This window comes from Aristaeella lactis (assembly GCF_018118585.1).
GTDB lineage: Bacteria > Bacillota > Clostridia > Christensenellales > Aristaeellaceae > Aristaeella > Aristaeella lactis.
The window spans coordinates 2018285-2036585 of sequence record NZ_CP069421.1; the positions used below are offsets into that span (position 1 = coordinate 2018285).

Genomic DNA, 18301 nt, shown 5'->3' on the forward strand with positions numbered 1-18301 from the left:
GGTTCCAGTGACTGGAGATAATTTTATTGGTGGTCTGTTTGACCACAGCCAAAGCAATGCCGGCAATGATACCTGCCCACAGGCCGATTGCGTGTCCCCGGCGTCCGGTCCGGCCGTACAGCCGTCCCAGGAAGGCGTGCATCAGCGTCACGGTTGTGACGGTATAGAACAGGTCCTGTATAACACTCCAGAGATAATACAGCAAAGTGATACCCTCCAGATGGAATATGCCGGCGTGGGATCCCCCGCGGATCCCGCGCCGGCTGTCGCAAAGTCTTCAGTTCAGGGATTGATTACCACTGCTTGACGAACTTCCAGCCGGTCCAGGTCGCTTCCAGGGGCTCGGTCCAGAAACCGTCCTTGGCATCGACGCCGGTCTCGGAGTCAACATGCAGCAGATAGCCGTTTTCAGCCGGGCTCTTAATGTACAGGGTGATGCTGTACTCGCCGTCGGCCAGCTTGATGTTGTTGCCGTAGTGGGGGCCGTCGGAAGCCGCCATGGGCATCATGGAACCGGAGGTTACTTCCTTGCCTTCGGTGTCGCGGATCACGAAGTCAATGGTCAGGTAGGGCACCCACTGGTCCACCGGGAAGGCATAGCCGTTCTCGTTGGCGGTCAGGTCCACTTCGATGTGCAGGTCCGTGTTTTCCTTGGCGGTCGCCTGATCAACGGGAGCCATATCAACGGGCTGGAAGTAAACCATAGCCATGGTCATGAAGCCAACTTCCTGTTCACCTTCAACGCCCAGTTCGAATTCATCGAAACCGGCTTCTTCTTCCGCCATCGCGACGGCAGACAGGGAGAACAGCATCATAACAGCCAGAACCAGAGAAAGCAGTTTTTTCATTTTGGGGGATCCTCCTTTAATGAATCGGTGAGTCTGGAAATATGATCCAGATTGGTATTCTTCAGCGCGGTGCGCGGGGCACCGCGCGAAAAATCTTATTGCTGGGCAGCTGTCAGTTCCTTGCGCTGGGCTGCCAGTCTGCCCCGGTAATGGGCGATCATGAAGGTTACCAGCAGGATGATGGCCAGGATCAGCTGCGGCACCAGTGTTTCCAGATACGGATAGATGCCGAAGATCTGGATTACATCGTTTTCAGGAATGCCGGGCACCCGGAGCGTCAGGTCAAACAGGTTGCCTTCCGCCAGTTCCTTGATGCCGCTTCCCAGGAAGCTGACGCACATCACAGCCATGAGAATGCTGGTGGCGGTGAAAAACACTTTGATCGGCAGCTTGATGGACAGCTTGGTAATGGCCAGGTAGACAAACACCAGGATTACCACGCCCGCGCCGAAGCCGGCCCAAACCATACCCGCGTTGCCCTCCTGCAGCATCGGCTGGTAGAACAGCACCACTTCCGCGCCTTCCCGGAATACGGACAGGAACGCGGTAAAGGCCAGGGTGAAGGCGGAGCGTTTCTCTACGCCGGAGCGCACCTTGCTGTCGATATAGCCAGTCCAGGCTGCTGCTTCCGCCTTGGAGATCATCCAGTTGGAAACATAGAACAGGACGCACACAGCGATCAGGGCGGTGACGCCTTCAATCAGCTCCTGTGCCATACCGGCGCCCGCAACCGCCTGCTTTACAAAGTAAAGCACGGCCGCTGCAGCGAAGCTTGCCAGGATACCGGCCAGGGCGCCGATGTACACGTTCTTCAGGCTCTTTCCGTTACCGCTCTTGACAAGGTAGGCAATGATTGCCGCGATAACCAGGATCGCCTCCAGGCCTTCCCGGACGATGATGCCGAAGGCACCCAGGAAGGTCAGCCACTGCGGACTGCTTTGCGCCTCTTCCGCTGTTTCTGTCGCAGCTTCTTCTGCCGCCGCTTCCGTTGTTCCTTTTTCCGCGGCCGCCTTTTCGTCCAGCGTCTTTGCTTTCTTCAGCAGCACCTGCTTGGTCTTGTCGCTGGTCGTGCGGTATTTGTTCTTCTGATACTTTTCGTTTCCGGCGCTGACCAGGGTCCGCAGTTCCGCGAACTGCTTTTCCGTCTCCCGGCGGTCTTTGACACCCAGCTCCGTGTAGATTTTGTGGGACAGTCCGGATTCTTCGTATACGCTGTAGTAGGCGGTGTTCAGGTTGTCATCCGCCGCTTCAAAGTCCTTGTCCAGGTAAGCCAGGTAGGCCGTATCCAGCAGTTCCTTGGTCAGGCTCGCCGCTTCGTACCAGCTGGCGTATTTTGCCGCGGCGTTCGGGTCGGGGGAATACTCGGGATAGGGATCCGCGGAAACCGGTTCTCCGTTCTTATAGAACTTGTTTTCGCTCTGCACGCCGCCCTGCTGCGCAGCCAGCTTGTTGCCGTCCTCGCGGATCATGGCTTTCAGCTTGAGCAGGGCGCCGCGGACGGAAACGATCGTTTCCTGATCCGTGTTTTCCTTTTTCACCGCCGCCTTGCAGGCGGAGAACTGCATTTCCACCGCGTTCTTGCGCACGCCGGAGATGTAGCTCATGGTCTGGCGTTCAAAACCGGTGGTTTCGTATACCCGGAAGTAGGCGTCGTTCACGTTGTTGTACGCCGTTCCCGCGTCGCCTGCCAGATAGTCTTCAAAAGCAGTATCCAGGTATTTGTCAATTTCGTCTGACGCGTCAGCCCAGCGGGTGCTGCCTCCCTCGCCCAGGGCGGGAAGAACCTGCGCCATCAGGGACAATATCAGCAGCAGCCACAACACGGGCCGAAGGGCTTTCCTCATGCTGTCGTCCTCTTTCTTTCGTATTATTGCCGTTAGTCTTTCCTAATCAGCGAAAGTATATTAGCATAATCTAATCTTTTTCGCTTGCCTGAAATTGACCTTTTACAGATATATTTTTCGATAATGACTTCTGTTAAAAAAGATTTGATTCGTTTGTTAGTTTATGCTAATATATGTAAGCATTAATTTACAAGGGAGGCATCCTTCATGGCCGAATCAACCAGAACCACCGCCGGAAAGCGCCTTGCGCAGCAGGCGGGATATTTTATCCGGGAGCACAGCGAGCAGAAGTTCTCCCTCTCCGGGATTGCTTCGGCGCTCTTTGTAAATGGAAATTACCTGGCCCGGGTCTTCAAGCGGGAAACCGGACACACGCTGCTTTGGTATCACAACGCCATCCGTTGCGAAAAGGCGAAACGCCTGCTGGACGAGACCGATCTGTCCGTTTCGGAAATCGGCGCATCCGTAGGCTATGTTTCCTCCGCTCATTTTTCCCACCTGTTCAAGAAGATGACCGGCGTCGCGCCCAGTGACTGGCGCAGGCCGGAAACAGACCAGTCAAAAGATTTGATTGATTTAACCGGCCTGATGTGATACATTCTTTAATAAGAAATAACAACACATCACCGGGAGGATAGAGGTTATGAATATATATGAATCCGCAGAGGATTATCTGGAGCAGATCCTGGTCCTGCTGGAGGAAAAGGGCTATGCCCGTTCAACGGATATTGCCGAATCTCTCGGTGTAACCAAGCCTTCCGTCAGCGTTGCCATGAAGAAGCTGCGGGAAAACGGCTATATCTCCATGGAAAAGGGCGGTCTCATTTCCCTCACCGACAAGGGCTATCCCATTGCCCGGCGGACCTATGACCGCCACCAGACCCTGACAAAGTTTTTCGTTTCCCTCGGCGTGGATGAAGCCATTGCCAGGAAAGACGCATGTAAAATTGAACACGATATTTCAGAAGAGTCCTTCGCCGCCATCCGGAACAGGCTGAAGTAAGCCGCCATGAAACTGCTGGATAAAATCCGCGGCTTCCTCCGCCCCGAAGAGGAGCCGGAAGCGTCCAAAGCGCCTGAGGCGCCTGCCCCGCTGAAGAAGGCCTGCAGGCAGTGCGGCAAAACCTTCACCGTGGATCCCGCCTGGGGCTTTGTACCCACCTTCTGCAAGGACTGCAAGCAGAAGATGGCAAAAGAAAAAGAGACCGCCCAGCGCAAGGGGCCCCTCCGGGACATCAGACGCACATGCAAAGCCTGCGGAAAGTTCTTTACCTTTCCCAGCGACACCCTCCATTATCCGAGCTACTGTCCGGACTGCCGCAAGCGTCACCAGTCCGCCATGAAGAAAAAATACAGCCGCAAAAAAGCATAATATAAAAGGGGGTCTCCCGATGAAACGTCAAACGCCGTTCTGCCTGGCTGCGGCGCTGTTTTTATGCGCCTGTCTCATGTTCGGTTCCTGTTCCGCGTCAGCGGAATCCGTATGGCAGGGAAAAACCTGGTATGCCTTCGGGGACTCCATCACTTCCCTGGGATACTATATCGACACCGTCAACGAGGAGCTCGGAACCGTGTCTGTGAAGTATGACCATTCCGGTTACTCCTACGCTGAGCTGGCGAACGTCTATACGGAAATGATCACGGATACCGCGCCGGACCTGATCACCCTGTTCGCCGGAACCAATGATTTCGGTCACAGCGGCAGGATAAAGGATATGGAAAACGGCCTGCGGACTATCCTGAACGGGCTGTACACCGCCTATCCCACGGTCCAGATTGTGATCATCACCCCGCTCCAGCGGAACTTTGACCATGAATCCAAGCCCATTGAAACCGGAGGCCTCGGCCCCAACAAGCTGGGAAAATACCTGATCGATTACGTGAAGGCCATCCGGGCCATCGCGGAGGAATACGGTACGCCCTGCCTGGACCTGTATTCCTGCGGCGGCATGAACCTCCTCAATGCCCGGGAGAAAACCATGAACGGAGACGGCCTCCATCCCAGCGTCACCTATGGCCCGGTCATCGGCCACATCATCGCCCAGTTCATCAGCGGATACGCTCCGTATAACCCCTGATCCGGCATAACAAAAAGAAACGGGATCGCCTCAGCGCGATCCCGTTTTCCGTCTCTTCTTTTTGGTTTTTGCTTTTTCCTCATACAGCTGTCCGTCCGCCAGTTCCGTCAGCTCCGCCAGGCTCTGCCCCGGCTGCCAGCGGCTGAATCCGATACTGGTTTTCAGCAGGTACGGCAGCTTTTCCTTTTCGTTGTATTCCCGGAAGCTTTCCGTCAGCTTCTCCTTGTATTCAGACGCTTCCTCCTCGCTTCCGAAAAAGCTCATCACCAGGAACTCATCCCCGCCGAAGCGGGCGATATAGCCCTTCATCCCCGCCAGGGAGCCGGTCAGCAGCTGGGCCGTCTGCACCAGCGCCCGGTCACCGACAGAATGGCCGAGTGTGTCATTGATCCCCTTGAAATTGTCCAGGTCCATCATGAAAAGATACAGCTGCTTTCCTTCTCCGGCCTGCCTCGTATAATCCTCGAATACGCTGTCCAGCGTTTTCCGGTTGTTCAGTCCCGTCAGGCTGTCCCGCAGGATTTCCCGTTCCTGGTCATCGATATACATCAGCACAATGGAAACCGACGCGCAGGTCCATGTTCCCGGCAGGCCTGTATAGGGAATGCTGATCAGGGTACCGACCACCGGCGGGATATAGAACAGCAGCAGCTTCCACACCATCCACCGGGGTGTCCCCTCCCGCCTGTTCAGCAGCCGGATGATGATATGAACCAGCGGCAGGAACAGAATGAACAGCGTCCCGGCGTTGTACACCGTGAACCACGGGCCATGGACATAGTGGTTTTCCGGGGTCACGGTAAAGATCCAGCCTGTCCATATGGAAATGATACTCAGTACCAGGAAGATCGCGCCGGGAAGCATCACAAGGGATGTTATCTGCCGGGTGATCCTGTATCCAAGGGTTTCCAGCACATACAGGTACCAGACGCATCCCAGAATGACACCGACACCGAGATACAGCGCGTCGATCACCTTGTTGAAGGCCACAGCGCCGGGGAACATACGTCCTTCCGTCAGCACCCAGATGATATCCAGTGCCAGGAAAAACATGATACCGTAGATCAGTGTGCGGAACAGCACCCGGTTCATCTGCTTGCTGACGCTTCTTGTGATCTGGTATCCGATCACCGCAAGGATCACGAAACACAGCACGTCCAGTTCCACATGAATGATGGTTGACATACGTCCTTCCCTCCCAGGTTGAAAAGCAGGGCGGTCTCTGATGTTGTTTCTTGTGTTCTTCCGGTTTTTTTTATTGTAACACCTCTTCCCCTTTTTGCTCAAGGGGTTCAGCTTTTTTCACAAAAAAGCTTGACAATGTTTCGGTACCGAATTATAATGCAATTGATTCGGTACCGAACTTTGAAGTTTCCCGCTGTGAAAGGAGCGATGACAATGATGAATCGTGACAGCGATGTGATCCTTGCCTCCCTGAAGCTGGCGCGCGCCATGCGCCGCTGCCCGCCGGAGCGCAATGAGTTCCCTTTTCCCCCGGCCATCGGCCGCCTGCTGGAATGCGCCGCCCGGAATCCCGGCGTTTCCTCCCGTGAACTGTGTGAGTTCCTGGACCTGCGTCCCTCTTCCCTGAGTGAAATGCTCTCCCGTGCCGAGGCGGACGGACTGATCACCCGCACCGTGGATGAAGCGGACCGCCGTGTCCAGCGGATTTCCCTGTCTGATAAAGGGCAGAAGGCCGTTACGGAAATGGAAAACGTCCGTAATCTGGACGCACAGAAGAAAACCGCCTGCCTGACAGAAGAGGAAAAAGAGCAGTTCTGCCTCCTGTGCAACAAGCTCAGCGCCCATATGGAACGGCTTGCCCTGGACCTGCCGGAAGACCGGCGTATGCCGCCGCCTCCTCCCGGTCCGGATTTTCCGCCCCGTGTTCCCGGTTTTCCGCATCCCGGCCCGGACGGGCAGGATGATGAAAAGCCGCGCAAACCCGGCCGTCCACCATTCCCGCCCGGAGGAAGGTTTAAGTGCTGAAGGGGCAATTAATGCATAATTCACAATTCATAATTCATAATGATACAAAGTGAGCCCCTTCAGCTCCACAAATAAATGAAAAAACAGCGCTTTGGAATATCCAAAGCGCTGTCACATTTAATTCTGAATTCTGAATTCTTAATTCGATCACTCTTCTGCTTCAGGTTCGCCCGTTTCCTCAGCCTCCGCAGTCTCCGTCTCTTCCGGCAGTTCTGTCACCTGCATCCGGATCACGCGGAAACCGTCCATCTCAGTTACGGTGAACTGGTGCCGGTCCAGGGTGAAGCTGTCGCCGACCTCAGGCACTTTTTCCAGCATTTCGCTGGCCCAGCCGCCCACTGTGTCAGCGTCATATTCGTCATCCTCAACCCCGAACTTCTCCAGCAGCTCCTGCAGCTGCATATTGCCGTCCACGATCAGGGTGCCGTCTTCCTGTTCAACGACTTCTTCGCTGACCTCGTCGTGCTCGTCGTAGATCTCGCCGACCAGTTCCTCCAGCACGTCTTCCATCGTCACGATGCCGTCCGTGCCGCCGTATTCATCCAGCAGGATCACCAGGTGGGTCTGGGAGGTACGGAACAGCTTCAGCAGGTTGCTGATGGACAGGGTTGCCGGCGCGAACACCGGCTCCTTCATGATCTTTGTGATATCCGTGCATCCCTCATGCGTCAGCTTGTAGAAGTCCTTCTCATGCAGGATACCAACAATATGGTCCAGGTCTTCGTGATACACAGGGATCCGGGAGAACCAGGTGTCACGGAACACGTCCGCGGCGGTTTCGATCGTGGCGGTATCCTCCAGGGCAGTAACGTCCACCCGGGGCGTCATGATGTCCGCGGCGTTCTGGTCGTTGAACTCGATAGCGGAGCGGATCAGTTCTCCCTCTTCCTCTTCGATATCGCCTTCGGTCTGCGCCTCGTCGATCATGGTCATCAGTTCTTCTTCAATCTGGCTCTCTTCCTGTTCAGGCTTCACCAGCTTTGCCAGCAGCTTCCGCCACAGGGCAAACAGCCAGTCCAGGGGCTTAAGCACTGTCATCAGGAAGCGGATGACCGGGCTGACATACATGGCATATTTTTCCGGCTGCTGTTTGGCCAGTGTCTTGGGGCCCACCTCGCCGAGGAACAGAACCAGCACCGTCATCATCACAGAAGCGATGGTGGTGGCCAGGTCTTCCTGTCCCGGTAAAATACGCGTGGTGAACAACAGGGTGGCGATAGCCGTGCCCACGATGTTCACCAGGTTGTTGCCGATCAGTACAGTTGTGATCAGTGAGTCATATTTTTCAAGGAGGCCAAGGGCGATCTGGGCCTTTTCCTTCCGGGGACCGTCTACCGTTTTCAGTTTCACCCGGTTACAGGCGGAAAAAGCCGTTTCCGTTGCGGAAAAGAACGCCGAAAGCAGGATACACAGGATCAGGGCAAGCCATAGACCCATGATAATGATTCAATCCTTTCAGAAACACACTCTTGTCTGTAAATGCCTGTTCCGCATATGCGTAACAAGGGGATTATACCATGTAAACCCTTGATTTGCAACAATACCGGAGGTTGTGCGTTCCTCGTGAGTATGGTATCATAAAGGATGTTTGAGCAGTGACCTATATATCACCTAAACCGCCGTCCGGCGCGCGATACTGCGGAACCGGAGCAGGATTTGTTAATAACGATAAAATAAGCGCCGTTATTTTTCACTATTGGCCATGTTTTTCCGGTCTGTTATGACTTACGATAATCTCAGAAAAATCCAAGGAAAGGAGGCATCCGGATAATGGATCCGTTCGCGTGGAATCTGATCATGATCCTTGGTTTCGTAATCGGCTCCGGTCTCATCATCGCGGAAGCCTATATCCCGGGTTTCGGGGTGGCCGGCGTCTGCGGCATTATTCTGGAGATTGGCGCCCTTTACTGCTGCTGGCAGGCTCATGGCATCACCGCGGCACTGCTCGCCTTTGTGGGTGTGCTTCTGCTGATCGGCCTGGCCATCTTCCTCTCCTATCGCAGCGCCATGAACGGCCGCCTGAGCAGGAGCCATCTTGTGTTGAAAGACACAGAGACAGCTGCTGCCGACAGCAAACAGGATCTCTGGATCGGTAAGGAAGGCACCGCGGTTACCGCGCTTCGTCCCGCCGGCCAGATCGAGATCGGCGGAACCCGCCTGAACGCCGCCAGCACCGGGGACTTTATTAAAAAAGGCACTCCCGTCCTGGTCACCGGCACAGAGGGCGACCATTACGTCATCCGCAAAAAAGACTAACCTGAATCCTCATTAAGAGAAATCGGAAGGAGAATCAACTTTTATGGAATCTGCTGTTTTAATCCCGATCATCGTGGTTGTAGTGCTTATCGCACTGGCCATTTTCCTGCACTTCGTTCCCATGGGCCTGTGGATTTCGGCCCTGGCCAGCGGCGTGCATATCCCGATCAGCGCGCTCATCGGTATGCGGATCCGCCGCATCCAGCCCCAGCGCCTGGTTTACCCCCTGATCAAGGCCAATAAAGCCGGTCTGAACCTGACCATCAGCCAGCTGGAAACCCACTACCTGGCCGGCGGTAATGTGGATCGCGTCATCAACGCCCTGATCGCCGCACAGCGCGCCAACATCGACATGGCCTTTGAAAAGGCCTGCGCAATCGACCTGGCCGGCCGTGATGTTTTCCAGGCCGTACAGATGAGCGTTACCCCGAAAGTCATTGAAACTCCTGTGGTTGCCGCTATCGCGAAAGATGGTATTGAACTGCGGGCCAAAGCCCGTGTGACCGTGCGCACCAACATCGAACGCCTGGTCGGCGGTGCCGGTGAAGAAACCGTTATCGCCCGTGTCGGCGAAGGCATCGTTACCACCGTTGGTTCCGCTGAAACCCACAAGCAGGTACTTGAGAATCCTGACCTGATCAGCCGTACTGTGCTGGACAAGGGCCTGGATGCCGGTACCGCCTACGAGATCCTCTCCATCGATATCGCGGATGTGGACGTTGGCCGTAACGTCGGCGCCCAGCTGCAGATGGACCAGGCCGAGGCAGACCGTCGTATCGCCCAGGCGAAGGCGGAAGAGCGCCGTGCTATGGCTGTCGCTCACGAGCAGGAAATGAAGGCTTCCGTGCAGGAGATGCGCGCGAAGGTGGTCGAAGCCGAAGCCGAAGTACCGCGTGCCATGGCGACCGCGCTGCGTGAAGGCAAGATCGGTGTCCTGGACTACTACCAGATGAAGAACACCATCGCCGATACCGAAATGCGTGAATCCATTGCCAAGGCCAGCACCCCGCAGCAGACTGTCGGTGAGCAGCCCCGCGGCAAAAAATGACACAAGGGAGACGCTCTCCCTTATGTCCTCCCGGGCAGCGTCGGGGATCCCTGTGGATTCATCTGATGATCCGTAACAGGGATCCCGAAGCAAGCCCGTAAACCCTGATTCAGAATTCTGAATTCTGAATTGAGAAAGGAGATTCCTTTCGATGGATTTCCCACCTATTCTGATTCTTGTGATCCTCTGGCTCCTCATCAGCCTGCCGCTTTCAAAGATCAAAAAGGCGAGCCAGGGTCAGCAGGCCGCGCGTACAGCTTCCGCGCCAAAGGCCCGGCAGCCTGAAAGGCAGCCTGCGAAAGCAGCCGCACCGGCAGTGCAGTCTTCCGGGACTTCCTCCGGTGAAGGATCCACGCTCCGGCCGGCCGTTCTGCAGCCCACCATCACGTTTACCGAACATGATGATTCGGTTTACACGGGCAGCATGAACGCTGTCACCGGTGAAGGATATGATCCCTGCCACGATGAGCAGCTGGCTCCCCTCACCCTGGCTGAAAACGCGGTTCCCGCGGCGGAAGCAGCGGAGGGCGGACTGCAGCTCAACTGGACCGGCAACGAGATCGTCCGCGGCATTGTGATGAGCGAGATCCTGAAACGCAAGTAAATCAACCATAAAACTCAGGGCTGTTCCTTTCGGAACAGCCCTTTTATCATACCTTTATTATTTTGCACACAACATTAAAGTATATATCACGCGGCCGGCAGGCCGCATTTCACATTGAACAGCCTGCTGTTCAATATTTCACATCGACGAAGTCGATATTTCACATTCCAAAGCAACTGTGTTACTTTGGAATATTTCATTTACCACTTTCTTAGTTGGTCCATTTTCCGGTCTCTACATACCTGTCCGCCCGGGCGTGTGCAGCCTGGACGATCTCTTCATCGAATCCCATCAGTTTCAGCAGGTGGATGGCGTTCCGCGTGGTTGCCGGACCCGGCTTGATCCGGTAGTCAAACACGACATCCGTATCGGAGATCCGTTCCTCAAAATGCGCTTTCTCATATCCGTCCCCCGCCATATCGCACAGCTCCACATCATGGGTGGCGATCAGGCAGAGGGTGCCCCGCTCCTCAAGGGCCTCCAGCACCTGTGCGGAAGCAGCAACCCGTTCCACCGTATTGGTTCCGCGCAGCACTTCGTCCACAGCGCACAGCACAAAGCCGTTTTCGCCCCGGTCATCCAGGATCCGCTTCAGGGATCTGATCTCCGCCATAAAGTAGCTTTCCCCGGCCAGCAGGTCATCCGAAAGGGCCATGGATGTATAGATCCGGAAAGGACTGCCCCGGTACGATTCACACGGGCAGATCCCGATTGTCTCCGCCATCAGGGCGGACAGGATAACAGCCCGGAGATAGGTGGATTTTCCGGAAGCGTTGGATCCGGTGATCAGCAAGGATTTATCCAGCACCGCGTCATTCGGCACCGCCCCGGTCAGCATCAGGTGCACCACCTTTGCCGCGTGGAGATAAGGTTTTTCCGCCTCATAATCAATTTCGGGAACACAGGCTGTTTCCAGGCTGGCCTTGCAGGAGGCAGTGGAGATCGCTGCGTCGATTCCTCCGACACCTTCATGGATCACCTTGAAGTTTTCATGAAATTTGGCCAGCTTCGTCCGGATGCGCTCATAATAGATCAGATCCAGCAGCAGCATCGACAGGATATAATCCAGGTCGCTTTTCAGCCCCGGGTCTGTTACGATTCCGCCGCCCCGCAGCATGAACCGGAGCGGTTTCATCTGCGTATAGGCCTCCTCCAGGTACCGGTCAATCCCGTCATCTTTCAGCTTTTTCATCCGGTCCAGGGTTTTGACCAGCAGAACGCAGTAGTTCGCCAGCCGGATCCCCATCTCGCACTTCTTCTCGCGTCTCAGGTGTACATAACTGTTTATGCTGATGGATAGCAGAGGCATCCAGAGAAAGGCATTTCCGAAAGCGATAAAGCAGATAATGGAAACCGGCAAAAACAGGAACATCGCCCAGTAGAGTGCCAGCCACAGGCGGTCGCTTTTCTGGGGCGTAAGGATATTCCCCAGGTATACCGGCCGGTATACCCCCATCCTGGACAGGATCAGCTGCAGCTTCAGCCGTTTTTCCGGATCCTGTTCCATCATTTCCGTCAGCTGCGTCTGTTTCCTGAAGGTTTCCCTGTCCATGGGCCGGCGCAGCATGTAATACAGGCACTGCTCCCCTGCTGTGGACTGGCAGGCGTTGATCCGTTTGTATACCGCGTCCATATTCAGGTCGTTCCAGGTGGTGTCATCCACATAGAACGGATCCCGTCCCTGCTTCCGGCAGTCATCATAATAGGACCGGATCCAGGTCATGTCCCCGTCGTAGTATTCACCATCCGGTTTTTTGCCGTAGGCTTCTTTCAGTCGTCTGATTCTTTTCTTTTTGAAAAGCATATAACCTCCTTCTCCTGCCGGATATACCGTCCACCGCCGTATTTCCTTCCGGCAGCAGCAATGATTTCTCAGGATAAGAATACCGCCGTATCCGGGATACAATAAAGGATGGATTCCGAAAAATAGGCGCGGCTATTCCGTTTCAGGCTGCTGCTTGTATCGCTGCCCCGCGCATGATACAATAGCGTCACCAAAGCAACAAGTGAGGAATCACGGATGATTCGTAAGTACACCTTCGGTACCCCCCTGCCTACAGATGCCATTGTTCAGTCCCTCCCGGCGGAGAAAAGCCCCCTGCCTTATTTCTCCGCTCACACCGGAGAGGACGGAAGCCTGACCCTGTCCCTTTCCCTGCACCCGGAAGAAGTGATCTTCGGCCTGGGACAGGCCGTCCGCGGCATGGATAAGCGGGGCCACCGCTATGAAAGCTGGAACAGCGACGTCTTCAATCACACTGAAGAGCGCCCCAGCCTTTACGGCAGCCATAACCTGCTGGTCTTCTTCAGCCCGGAGCGGCTCCTGGGCCTCTACCTGGATGATCCCGGCCGGATCACCTGGGATCTTGGTTACGGAAACCGCAGTGAGGCAGTCATTACCTCCGCAAGCGGAAATGTGGATGTCTACCTGATTGAAGAGGATACTCTTCCCGGGATTGCCCGTTCCTTCCGGAAGCTCACCGGCCGCAGCTATATGCCGCCGCGCTGGGCCTTCGGTTATATCCAGAGCCGCTGGGGCTACGCCAGTGAACAGGAGATCCGCACCGTTGCCGAAGAGCACCGGAAGCGTCATATCCCGCTGGACGGCATCTGCCTGGATATCGACTATATGGTGGATTTCAAAAACTTCACCTGGAAGCCGGATGCTTTCCCGGACCTGAAAAAATTCCAGGGCGAGATGAAAGAAGACCATATCCGCCTGGTGCCCATCATCGACGCGGGCATCAAAGTGGAGGAGGGGTATACTCCCTATGACACCGGCAAAGCCGGGGACTTCTTCTGCAAAAAAGAAGACGGAAGCGATTTTGTTGCCGCCGTCTGGCCGGGCCGCTGCTGTTTCCCGGATTTCCTGAGGGAGGATGTCCGCCGCTGGTTCGGGGACCTGTACCTTCCCCTGCTGGAGGCCGGTATCGAAGGTTTCTGGAATGATATGAACGAGCCTGCCCTCTTCTATTCCGATGAGGGGCTGGCTGATGCCTTTGCCGCCGCGGACAGGATCCGTTCCGGCGGGGTGGACTATGAATCCACCTGGTGGCTGAAGGATGTTTTCAACGGCATGGCCAACAGCATGGATGACTACCGCCGGTTTTACCATCTGGTGGACGGAAAGCCCGTCCGTCATGACCTGGTACACAACCTCTACGGTGCCGGCATGACCCGTGCCACGGCGGAAGGTTTCCGCCGCTTCAGCCCGGATAAGCGCCTGCTGCTCTTCTCCCGCAGTTCCTTTGTCGGTGCCCACCGCAACGGCGGAATCTGGCAGGGTGACAACTTCTCCTGGTGGAGCCACCTGAAGATGGCCCTGCAGATGCTCCCGGGCCTGAACCTCTGCGGTTTCCTTTTCACCGGCTGTGACCTGGGCGGCTTCGGCTGCAATGTCACGGAAGATCTGCTGGAGCGCTTCCTGCAGCTGGGCGTCTTCACTCCCCTGATGCGCAATCACTCTGCCCTCCATACCCGGGACCAGGAAATCTACCGCTTCAGTATCTGGGAAACCATGCGGGACACCGTATCCGTGCGTTACGCCCTGCTTCCGTATCTCTACAGTGAGTTCATGAAGGCCGCCCTGCGGGATGAGATGTATTTCCACCCCCTGGCCTTTGATTATCCGGCAGACCGGCGCGCCGTCCATACCCAGGACCAGCTGATGCTGGGCGGGGACTGCATGATCGCCCCCGTCTGTGAGCAGAACGCTGCCGGCCGGTATGTATACCTGCCCGAAGATATGCTCCTCATCCGCTTCCGTTCCGCGAAGGATTACGACCTGGTTCCGCTGGAAAAGGGGGATCACTGGATCGACCTGGCCCTGGGTGAGTTCCCGCTCTTTGTGAAAAAGAACCATGCGGTGCCCCTCTGCCCCGGCGGAGAATCCTCCGAACTGCTGGACGATACCCGTTTTGCCCTACTAGGCATCATTGAGCAGGAAGGAGCTTATGAGCTGTACCGGGACGATGGCGAAACATCCTCCCCTGACCTGGAATCCGGCCTCACCCGGATCGCACTTGTACCGGATCAGTCCCTGACCCGCAAGGTGAATGTTTAATTAATCAGAAAAATCGCACCCACTGGATGCGATTTTATCCTCCATTTTTAAGTTTTCATTTTTCATTTTTAAGTTTTCAGTAAAATCGCCTTCAGGCGATTTCCCTCCTTCATCAACATGAAAGGTGGTCCCTGAATATGAAAGCTCTCTTCATCGGCGGAACCGGCACCATCAGCATGGCCATCGTCCGGCGGCTGGCGGAAAAGACAGACTGGGAGGTTTGGCTCCTGAACCGGGGCCGGCGCGCCGCGGATGTTCCCGCCGGCGTGCACACCATCACCGCGGATATCAGCGATGAAAAGGATGTGGCGGAAAAGCTCCGGGATCACTTCTTCGATACCGTCTGTGAGTTCATCGGCTTCACCCCGGACCAGGTGGAACGGGACTGGCGTCTCTTCCGGGATAAGACCCGCCAGTATATCTACATCAGCTCCGCCTCCGCCTACCTGAAGCCGGCCGCGGGTTATGTGATCACCGAGGGTACCACCCTGGCGAATCCTTACTGGGAATACTCCCGCAACAAGATCGCCTGTGAGGAATTCCTGATGAAAAAGCACCGGGAGGAAGGTTTCCCTGTCACCATTGTCCGGCCCAGCCACACCTATGATGAGCGCAGCATCCCTGTGGCCGTCCATGGAAGCAACGGTTCCTGGCAGGTAATCCGCCGGATCATGGAGGGCAAACCCGTCATCATTCCCGGAGACGGCTCCTCCCTGTGGACCCTGACCTTCAACACAGACTTTGCCCGGGGCTTTACCGGCCTTATGGGAAGCCGCCACGCCATCGGCGAGGCGTTCCAGATCACTGGGGACGAAACCCTGACCTGGGATCAGATCCACCGGACTATTGCGGACGCGCTGAATAAGCCCCTGATCCCCTATCATGTTTCAGCTGACTTCCTGGCAGAAACCGGAAAGTCCATGGGCTATGACTTCACCGGCGGGCTCATCGGCGACAAGTCTGTTTCAGTCGTCTTTGATAACCGGAAACTGAAAAGAGCCGTACCTGATATGAGGACGGCCGTACCCTTCCACGTTGGTGTCAGGAAAGCGCTGGATTATATTCTTTCCCATCCGGAATGCCAGAAGGAAGATCCTGAATTTGATGCCTGGTGCGACCGGGTGATCGCGGCCCTGGAAAAAGCCAAAAAGGAAGTATAAAAAACGGGAGGCGGTTCAGTGAACTGCCTCCCGTTTTCATTACGGATCGATCGTGATCCCGTTCTCCAGCAGGGACATCAGCTGTCCCAGTCCGCGCCCCGTGATTTCGCGGGATTGTTTTGTTTCCGTCCGCCAGTTGTAGTTGCCGACAATTCGTACTTCATAGCCGGTATGGGCTTTCCATACCGCTGCGATCCCGTTGAACAGCACCTGCGCCCACAGCTGGTGATAATCGGATGTCACAATGGTTATGGCTTCGACCCCCTGCTCCTTCAGGATCCGGAAAACGTTGACCGCGTTTTCCGCCGTGGTCATGGCCTCCGCGTCCGTAAAGATCCGGGAGGCCTCAATCCCCTTCTTTTCCGAAAGGTATTTCTTCATCTCCCCGGCTTCCGTATGGTTTTCCGGGTTGTTTTCTCCTGTGGCCCCGCCGGTGCAGATCAGGATCGAATCCGGGAAGGACTTTGCCGCTGCCGCCGCCGCGTCGCACCGGCCGGTCAGCTCCGGCTGCATCTCCCCGTTCTCCAGCTGGAATCCCAGCACCACAAAGGCGTGCTTTCCCCCGAAGTCCAGGCCGCTCCGTTCCAGCGGATAGGCTTTTTCCTCTCCCCGGTAGGCAAACCTCCGGTAATTGCTGTTCAGTGCGCTTTTAAACCAGTGGTCCGTCACAGCGCGTCCCACAGCATAGTCCTCCGGATTTGCCACCTGTATTTCTTCCAGCAGGGCTTCTATCTCCGCCTGGTTTTCGGCGGTTTTTTCCCTGCCGGCTTCCTTCAGCAGCTCCGCCAGTGTCCTGAACCGCGGAAGGTTTTCCTCCGCTGCCTGCCAGGTATCTGCGGCCGCTGCCGCGCAAAGCAGTACAAGAGCCAGGACAAGTGCAATGATCTTCTTCACGCTTATCATCCGAAATCGCCCTCTTCCGTTGCTTTTCAATTCTCTGTTCAGGATCTTTTCTTACAGCGTTATTATATACGATTGTATACAAAAAAAACAAGTATCCCAAAAAATGGGAGGAAAACTTTCGTTTCCCTCCCGTTATACAGTCCTCTGTGACCGCAGGATATGTTTATTTGCTGAAATATCCTTCCTGCATGGTCATGGGCGGCAGCGTTACTGTGAATATACAGTCCTCTGTCTCATCCGTCTGCAGGTTGGAACAATAGCACTCGAAGTTCATCGTACCTCCCGTCTGTATCCTTTCTGTGTCATATTTCATTGCTGTCACGATGATGAATAATCCTTCATCATTGTATTCATACCAGGTCCAGCAATCCCCTTCAGGCTTCCAGATATCACAGGCGATCAGTTCCTTTTCTCCCCGCAGTTCATCCTGCGTGATGCTCTTTCCGTTGAATTCGATCTGCTCCGGATGTTCTCCCTCTTCATAATACGGCAGGCAGTTGGGATCCGTGCACTCCACTTTAAACACAACGGATACTCCATCCTCCGCCCAATAGGCTTCCGCAGCTTCAATCCGCATCATCTGCGAATCGCATTCTGTTTTCAGCGGAGCTGTGATCGCTTCTTCATTGTAATACCAGCCTGTGCCGAAAATCCGGCTGATCACTGTCCAGTTCGCCGCAGCCACTGCCCCGGCCATCGCCAGAATAAGGAGCACAATAACCGCAATCGTAGCAGCAGACAGTTTTTTCACAGGTTTTTCTCCTTCCGTTTTCGCAAGGACCTTTGTCCTCAGCCACGGATCACCCTGCAGTCCGGAAAGGCGCCTGTCCAGCGATTCGGAGAACTCTTTCCTGCTCATCTTCTCACTCATCAAGCTCCCTCCCTTCCAGCGCGTCCTTCAGCTTTTCCCGTCCCCGTTTCAGTCTTTGTGAAACGGACGGCTGGGAAATCCCGAGTGCTTCCGCGACTTCGTTGACCTTCAGTCCCTGGTAGTAATACAGGAGGATCACTTCCCGCAGCCGGATCGGCAGCCGGATCACGGCATGGGTCAGCGCATCGTCTTTTTCCTCAAACGGCACGGAGGCTTCCGGAAGCATCTCCGGTGTAACATGGCGGTTGATCAGCCGGTACCAGCCTGAATGATTCATGTCATAGCACACCCGCATGGCAATCTTCATGATCCAGGTTTTCTCGCTGCTTTCGCCCCTGAAGCTGTCCAGGTTCCTGTACACCTTAAGGAACGTCTCCTGCACCGCGTCCTCTGCCTGTGACCGGTCACACAGGTACAGATAGCACACACGCAGGACCGCCGTCTGGTACTGTTCCAGCAGCCTGTCAAAATCAGGAACCGGCTGCGTTACAGTTTCCCGGGTTGTTTTCCCGCTCAAGTGCCGTTCACCTCCTGTACCTGTATAGACTCTCCTAAAAGGAAAAATATAGGATAATTTATATTTTTTTATTTTTTCAGCGCGTATCGTATTATGAGCGTTTATATAAGAACACAGCTT

18 protein-coding genes are annotated in these 18301 nt (G+C 55.3%); 10 read left to right on the plus strand and 8 right to left on the minus strand.

Annotated features, from left to right (window positions below):
* Positions 1-293: 293 nt before the first annotated feature.
* Together JYE50_RS09410 and JYE50_RS09415 are read right to left on the minus strand one after the other, a co-directional pair.
* Positions 294-848, minus strand: coding sequence for an iron transporter (locus JYE50_RS09410; protein WP_084095283.1), 555 nt, complete (start codon positions 846-848; stop codon positions 294-296).
* A gap of 95 nt (positions 849-943) precedes the next feature.
* Positions 944-2692, minus strand: a complete 1749-nt coding sequence (locus tag JYE50_RS09415; protein WP_084095284.1) for an FTR1 family iron permease — start codon at positions 2690-2692, stop codon at positions 944-946.
* 207 nt (positions 2693-2899) lie between these two features.
* Between JYE50_RS09415 and JYE50_RS09420 the strand changes: the two genes are divergently transcribed.
* The 4 genes from JYE50_RS09420 to JYE50_RS09435 are packed head-to-tail and all read left to right on the plus strand — an operon-like array spanning position 2900 to position 4770.
* Positions 2900-3286: a helix-turn-helix domain-containing protein gene (locus JYE50_RS09420; RefSeq protein ID WP_084095285.1), complete on the plus strand. Its 387-nt coding sequence runs from the start codon at positions 2900-2902 to the stop codon at positions 3284-3286.
* Positions 3287-3335: 49 nt separating this feature from the next.
* Positions 3336-3695 carry a metal-dependent transcriptional regulator gene (locus JYE50_RS09425; RefSeq protein WP_084095286.1) on the plus strand — a complete coding sequence of 120 codons (360 nt, stop codon included), beginning with the start codon at positions 3336-3338 and terminating at the stop codon, positions 3693-3695.
* A 6-nt stretch (positions 3696-3701) separates the two neighbouring features.
* Positions 3702-4064 carry a hypothetical protein gene (locus JYE50_RS09430; protein ID WP_084095287.1) on the plus strand — a complete coding sequence of 121 codons (363 nt, stop codon included), beginning with the start codon at positions 3702-3704 and terminating at the stop codon, positions 4062-4064.
* 19 nt (positions 4065-4083) lie between these two features.
* Entirely contained in the window at positions 4084-4770 is a 687-nt protein-coding gene (locus JYE50_RS09435) for an SGNH/GDSL hydrolase family protein (protein WP_084095288.1), read from the plus strand.
* Positions 4771-4800: 30 nt separating this feature from the next.
* Here the strand turns inward: JYE50_RS09435 and JYE50_RS09440 are convergent, their stop codons facing one another.
* A complete protein-coding gene (locus tag JYE50_RS09440) occupies positions 4801-5955 on the minus strand; it encodes a GGDEF domain-containing protein (protein ID WP_084095289.1) in 1155 nt (384 codons plus the stop codon).
* A 213-nt stretch (positions 5956-6168) separates the two neighbouring features.
* Here JYE50_RS09440 and JYE50_RS09445 point away from each other — a divergent pair, with 213 nt between their 5' ends.
* Complete coding sequence (locus JYE50_RS09445; protein ID WP_179138269.1) at positions 6169-6759, plus strand: MarR family winged helix-turn-helix transcriptional regulator; 591 nt, start codon at positions 6169-6171, stop codon at positions 6757-6759.
* A 147-nt stretch (positions 6760-6906) separates the two neighbouring features.
* Here JYE50_RS09445 and JYE50_RS09450 read toward each other — a convergent pair whose 3' ends face one another.
* Positions 6907-8196: a hemolysin family protein gene (locus tag JYE50_RS09450; protein WP_084095291.1), complete on the minus strand. Its 1290-nt coding sequence runs from the start codon at positions 8194-8196 to the stop codon at positions 6907-6909.
* A gap of 333 nt (positions 8197-8529) precedes the next feature.
* Here JYE50_RS09450 and JYE50_RS09455 point away from each other — a divergent pair, with 333 nt between their 5' ends.
* From JYE50_RS09455 to JYE50_RS09465, 3 genes are all read left to right on the plus strand, one after another.
* On the plus strand, positions 8530-9015 hold the full coding sequence (locus tag JYE50_RS09455) for an NfeD family protein (RefSeq protein WP_084095292.1): 486 nt from the start codon (positions 8530-8532) through the stop codon (positions 9013-9015).
* A 43-nt stretch (positions 9016-9058) separates the two neighbouring features.
* A complete protein-coding gene (gene floA, locus JYE50_RS09460; protein ID WP_084095293.1) occupies positions 9059-10063 on the plus strand; it encodes a flotillin-like protein FloA in 1005 nt (334 codons plus the stop codon).
* Between the two features lie 151 nt (positions 10064-10214).
* Positions 10215-10667: a hypothetical protein gene (locus JYE50_RS09465; protein WP_084095294.1), complete on the plus strand. Its 453-nt coding sequence runs from the start codon at positions 10215-10217 to the stop codon at positions 10665-10667.
* Positions 10668-10878: 211 nt separating this feature from the next.
* Here the strand turns inward: JYE50_RS09465 and JYE50_RS09470 are convergent, their stop codons facing one another.
* Positions 10879-12471, minus strand: a complete 1593-nt coding sequence (locus tag JYE50_RS09470) for a MutS-related protein (protein WP_143763574.1) — start codon at positions 12469-12471, stop codon at positions 10879-10881.
* Between the two features lie 216 nt (positions 12472-12687).
* Here JYE50_RS09470 and JYE50_RS09475 point away from each other — a divergent pair, with 216 nt between their 5' ends.
* Positions 12688-14730 carry a glycoside hydrolase family 31 protein gene (locus JYE50_RS09475; RefSeq protein ID WP_084095296.1) on the plus strand — a complete coding sequence of 681 codons (2043 nt, stop codon included), beginning with the start codon at positions 12688-12690 and terminating at the stop codon, positions 14728-14730.
* 137 nt (positions 14731-14867) lie between these two features.
* Positions 14868-15890 (plus strand): SDR family oxidoreductase, encoded by a 1023-nt coding sequence (locus JYE50_RS09480; protein WP_084095297.1) that lies wholly within the window; start codon positions 14868-14870, stop codon positions 15888-15890.
* A gap of 39 nt (positions 15891-15929) precedes the next feature.
* Here JYE50_RS09480 and JYE50_RS09485 read toward each other — a convergent pair whose 3' ends face one another.
* The 3 genes from JYE50_RS09485 to JYE50_RS09495 all read right to left on the minus strand — a co-directional run bounded on the left by JYE50_RS09485 (position 15930) and on the right by JYE50_RS09495 (position 18181).
* Positions 15930-16784, minus strand: coding sequence for a YdcF family protein (locus tag JYE50_RS09485; RefSeq protein ID WP_179138270.1), 855 nt, complete (start codon positions 16782-16784; stop codon positions 15930-15932).
* Positions 16785-16956: 172 nt separating this feature from the next.
* Positions 16957-17664 (minus strand): hypothetical protein, encoded by a 708-nt coding sequence (locus JYE50_RS09490; protein WP_084095299.1) that lies wholly within the window; start codon positions 17662-17664, stop codon positions 16957-16959.
* Entirely contained in the window at positions 17657-18181 is a 525-nt protein-coding gene (locus tag JYE50_RS09495; protein WP_179138271.1) for an RNA polymerase sigma factor, read from the minus strand. The genes JYE50_RS09490 and JYE50_RS09495 overlap by 8 nt, the downstream gene beginning before the upstream one ends.
* Positions 18182-18301: the final 120 nt, after the last annotated feature.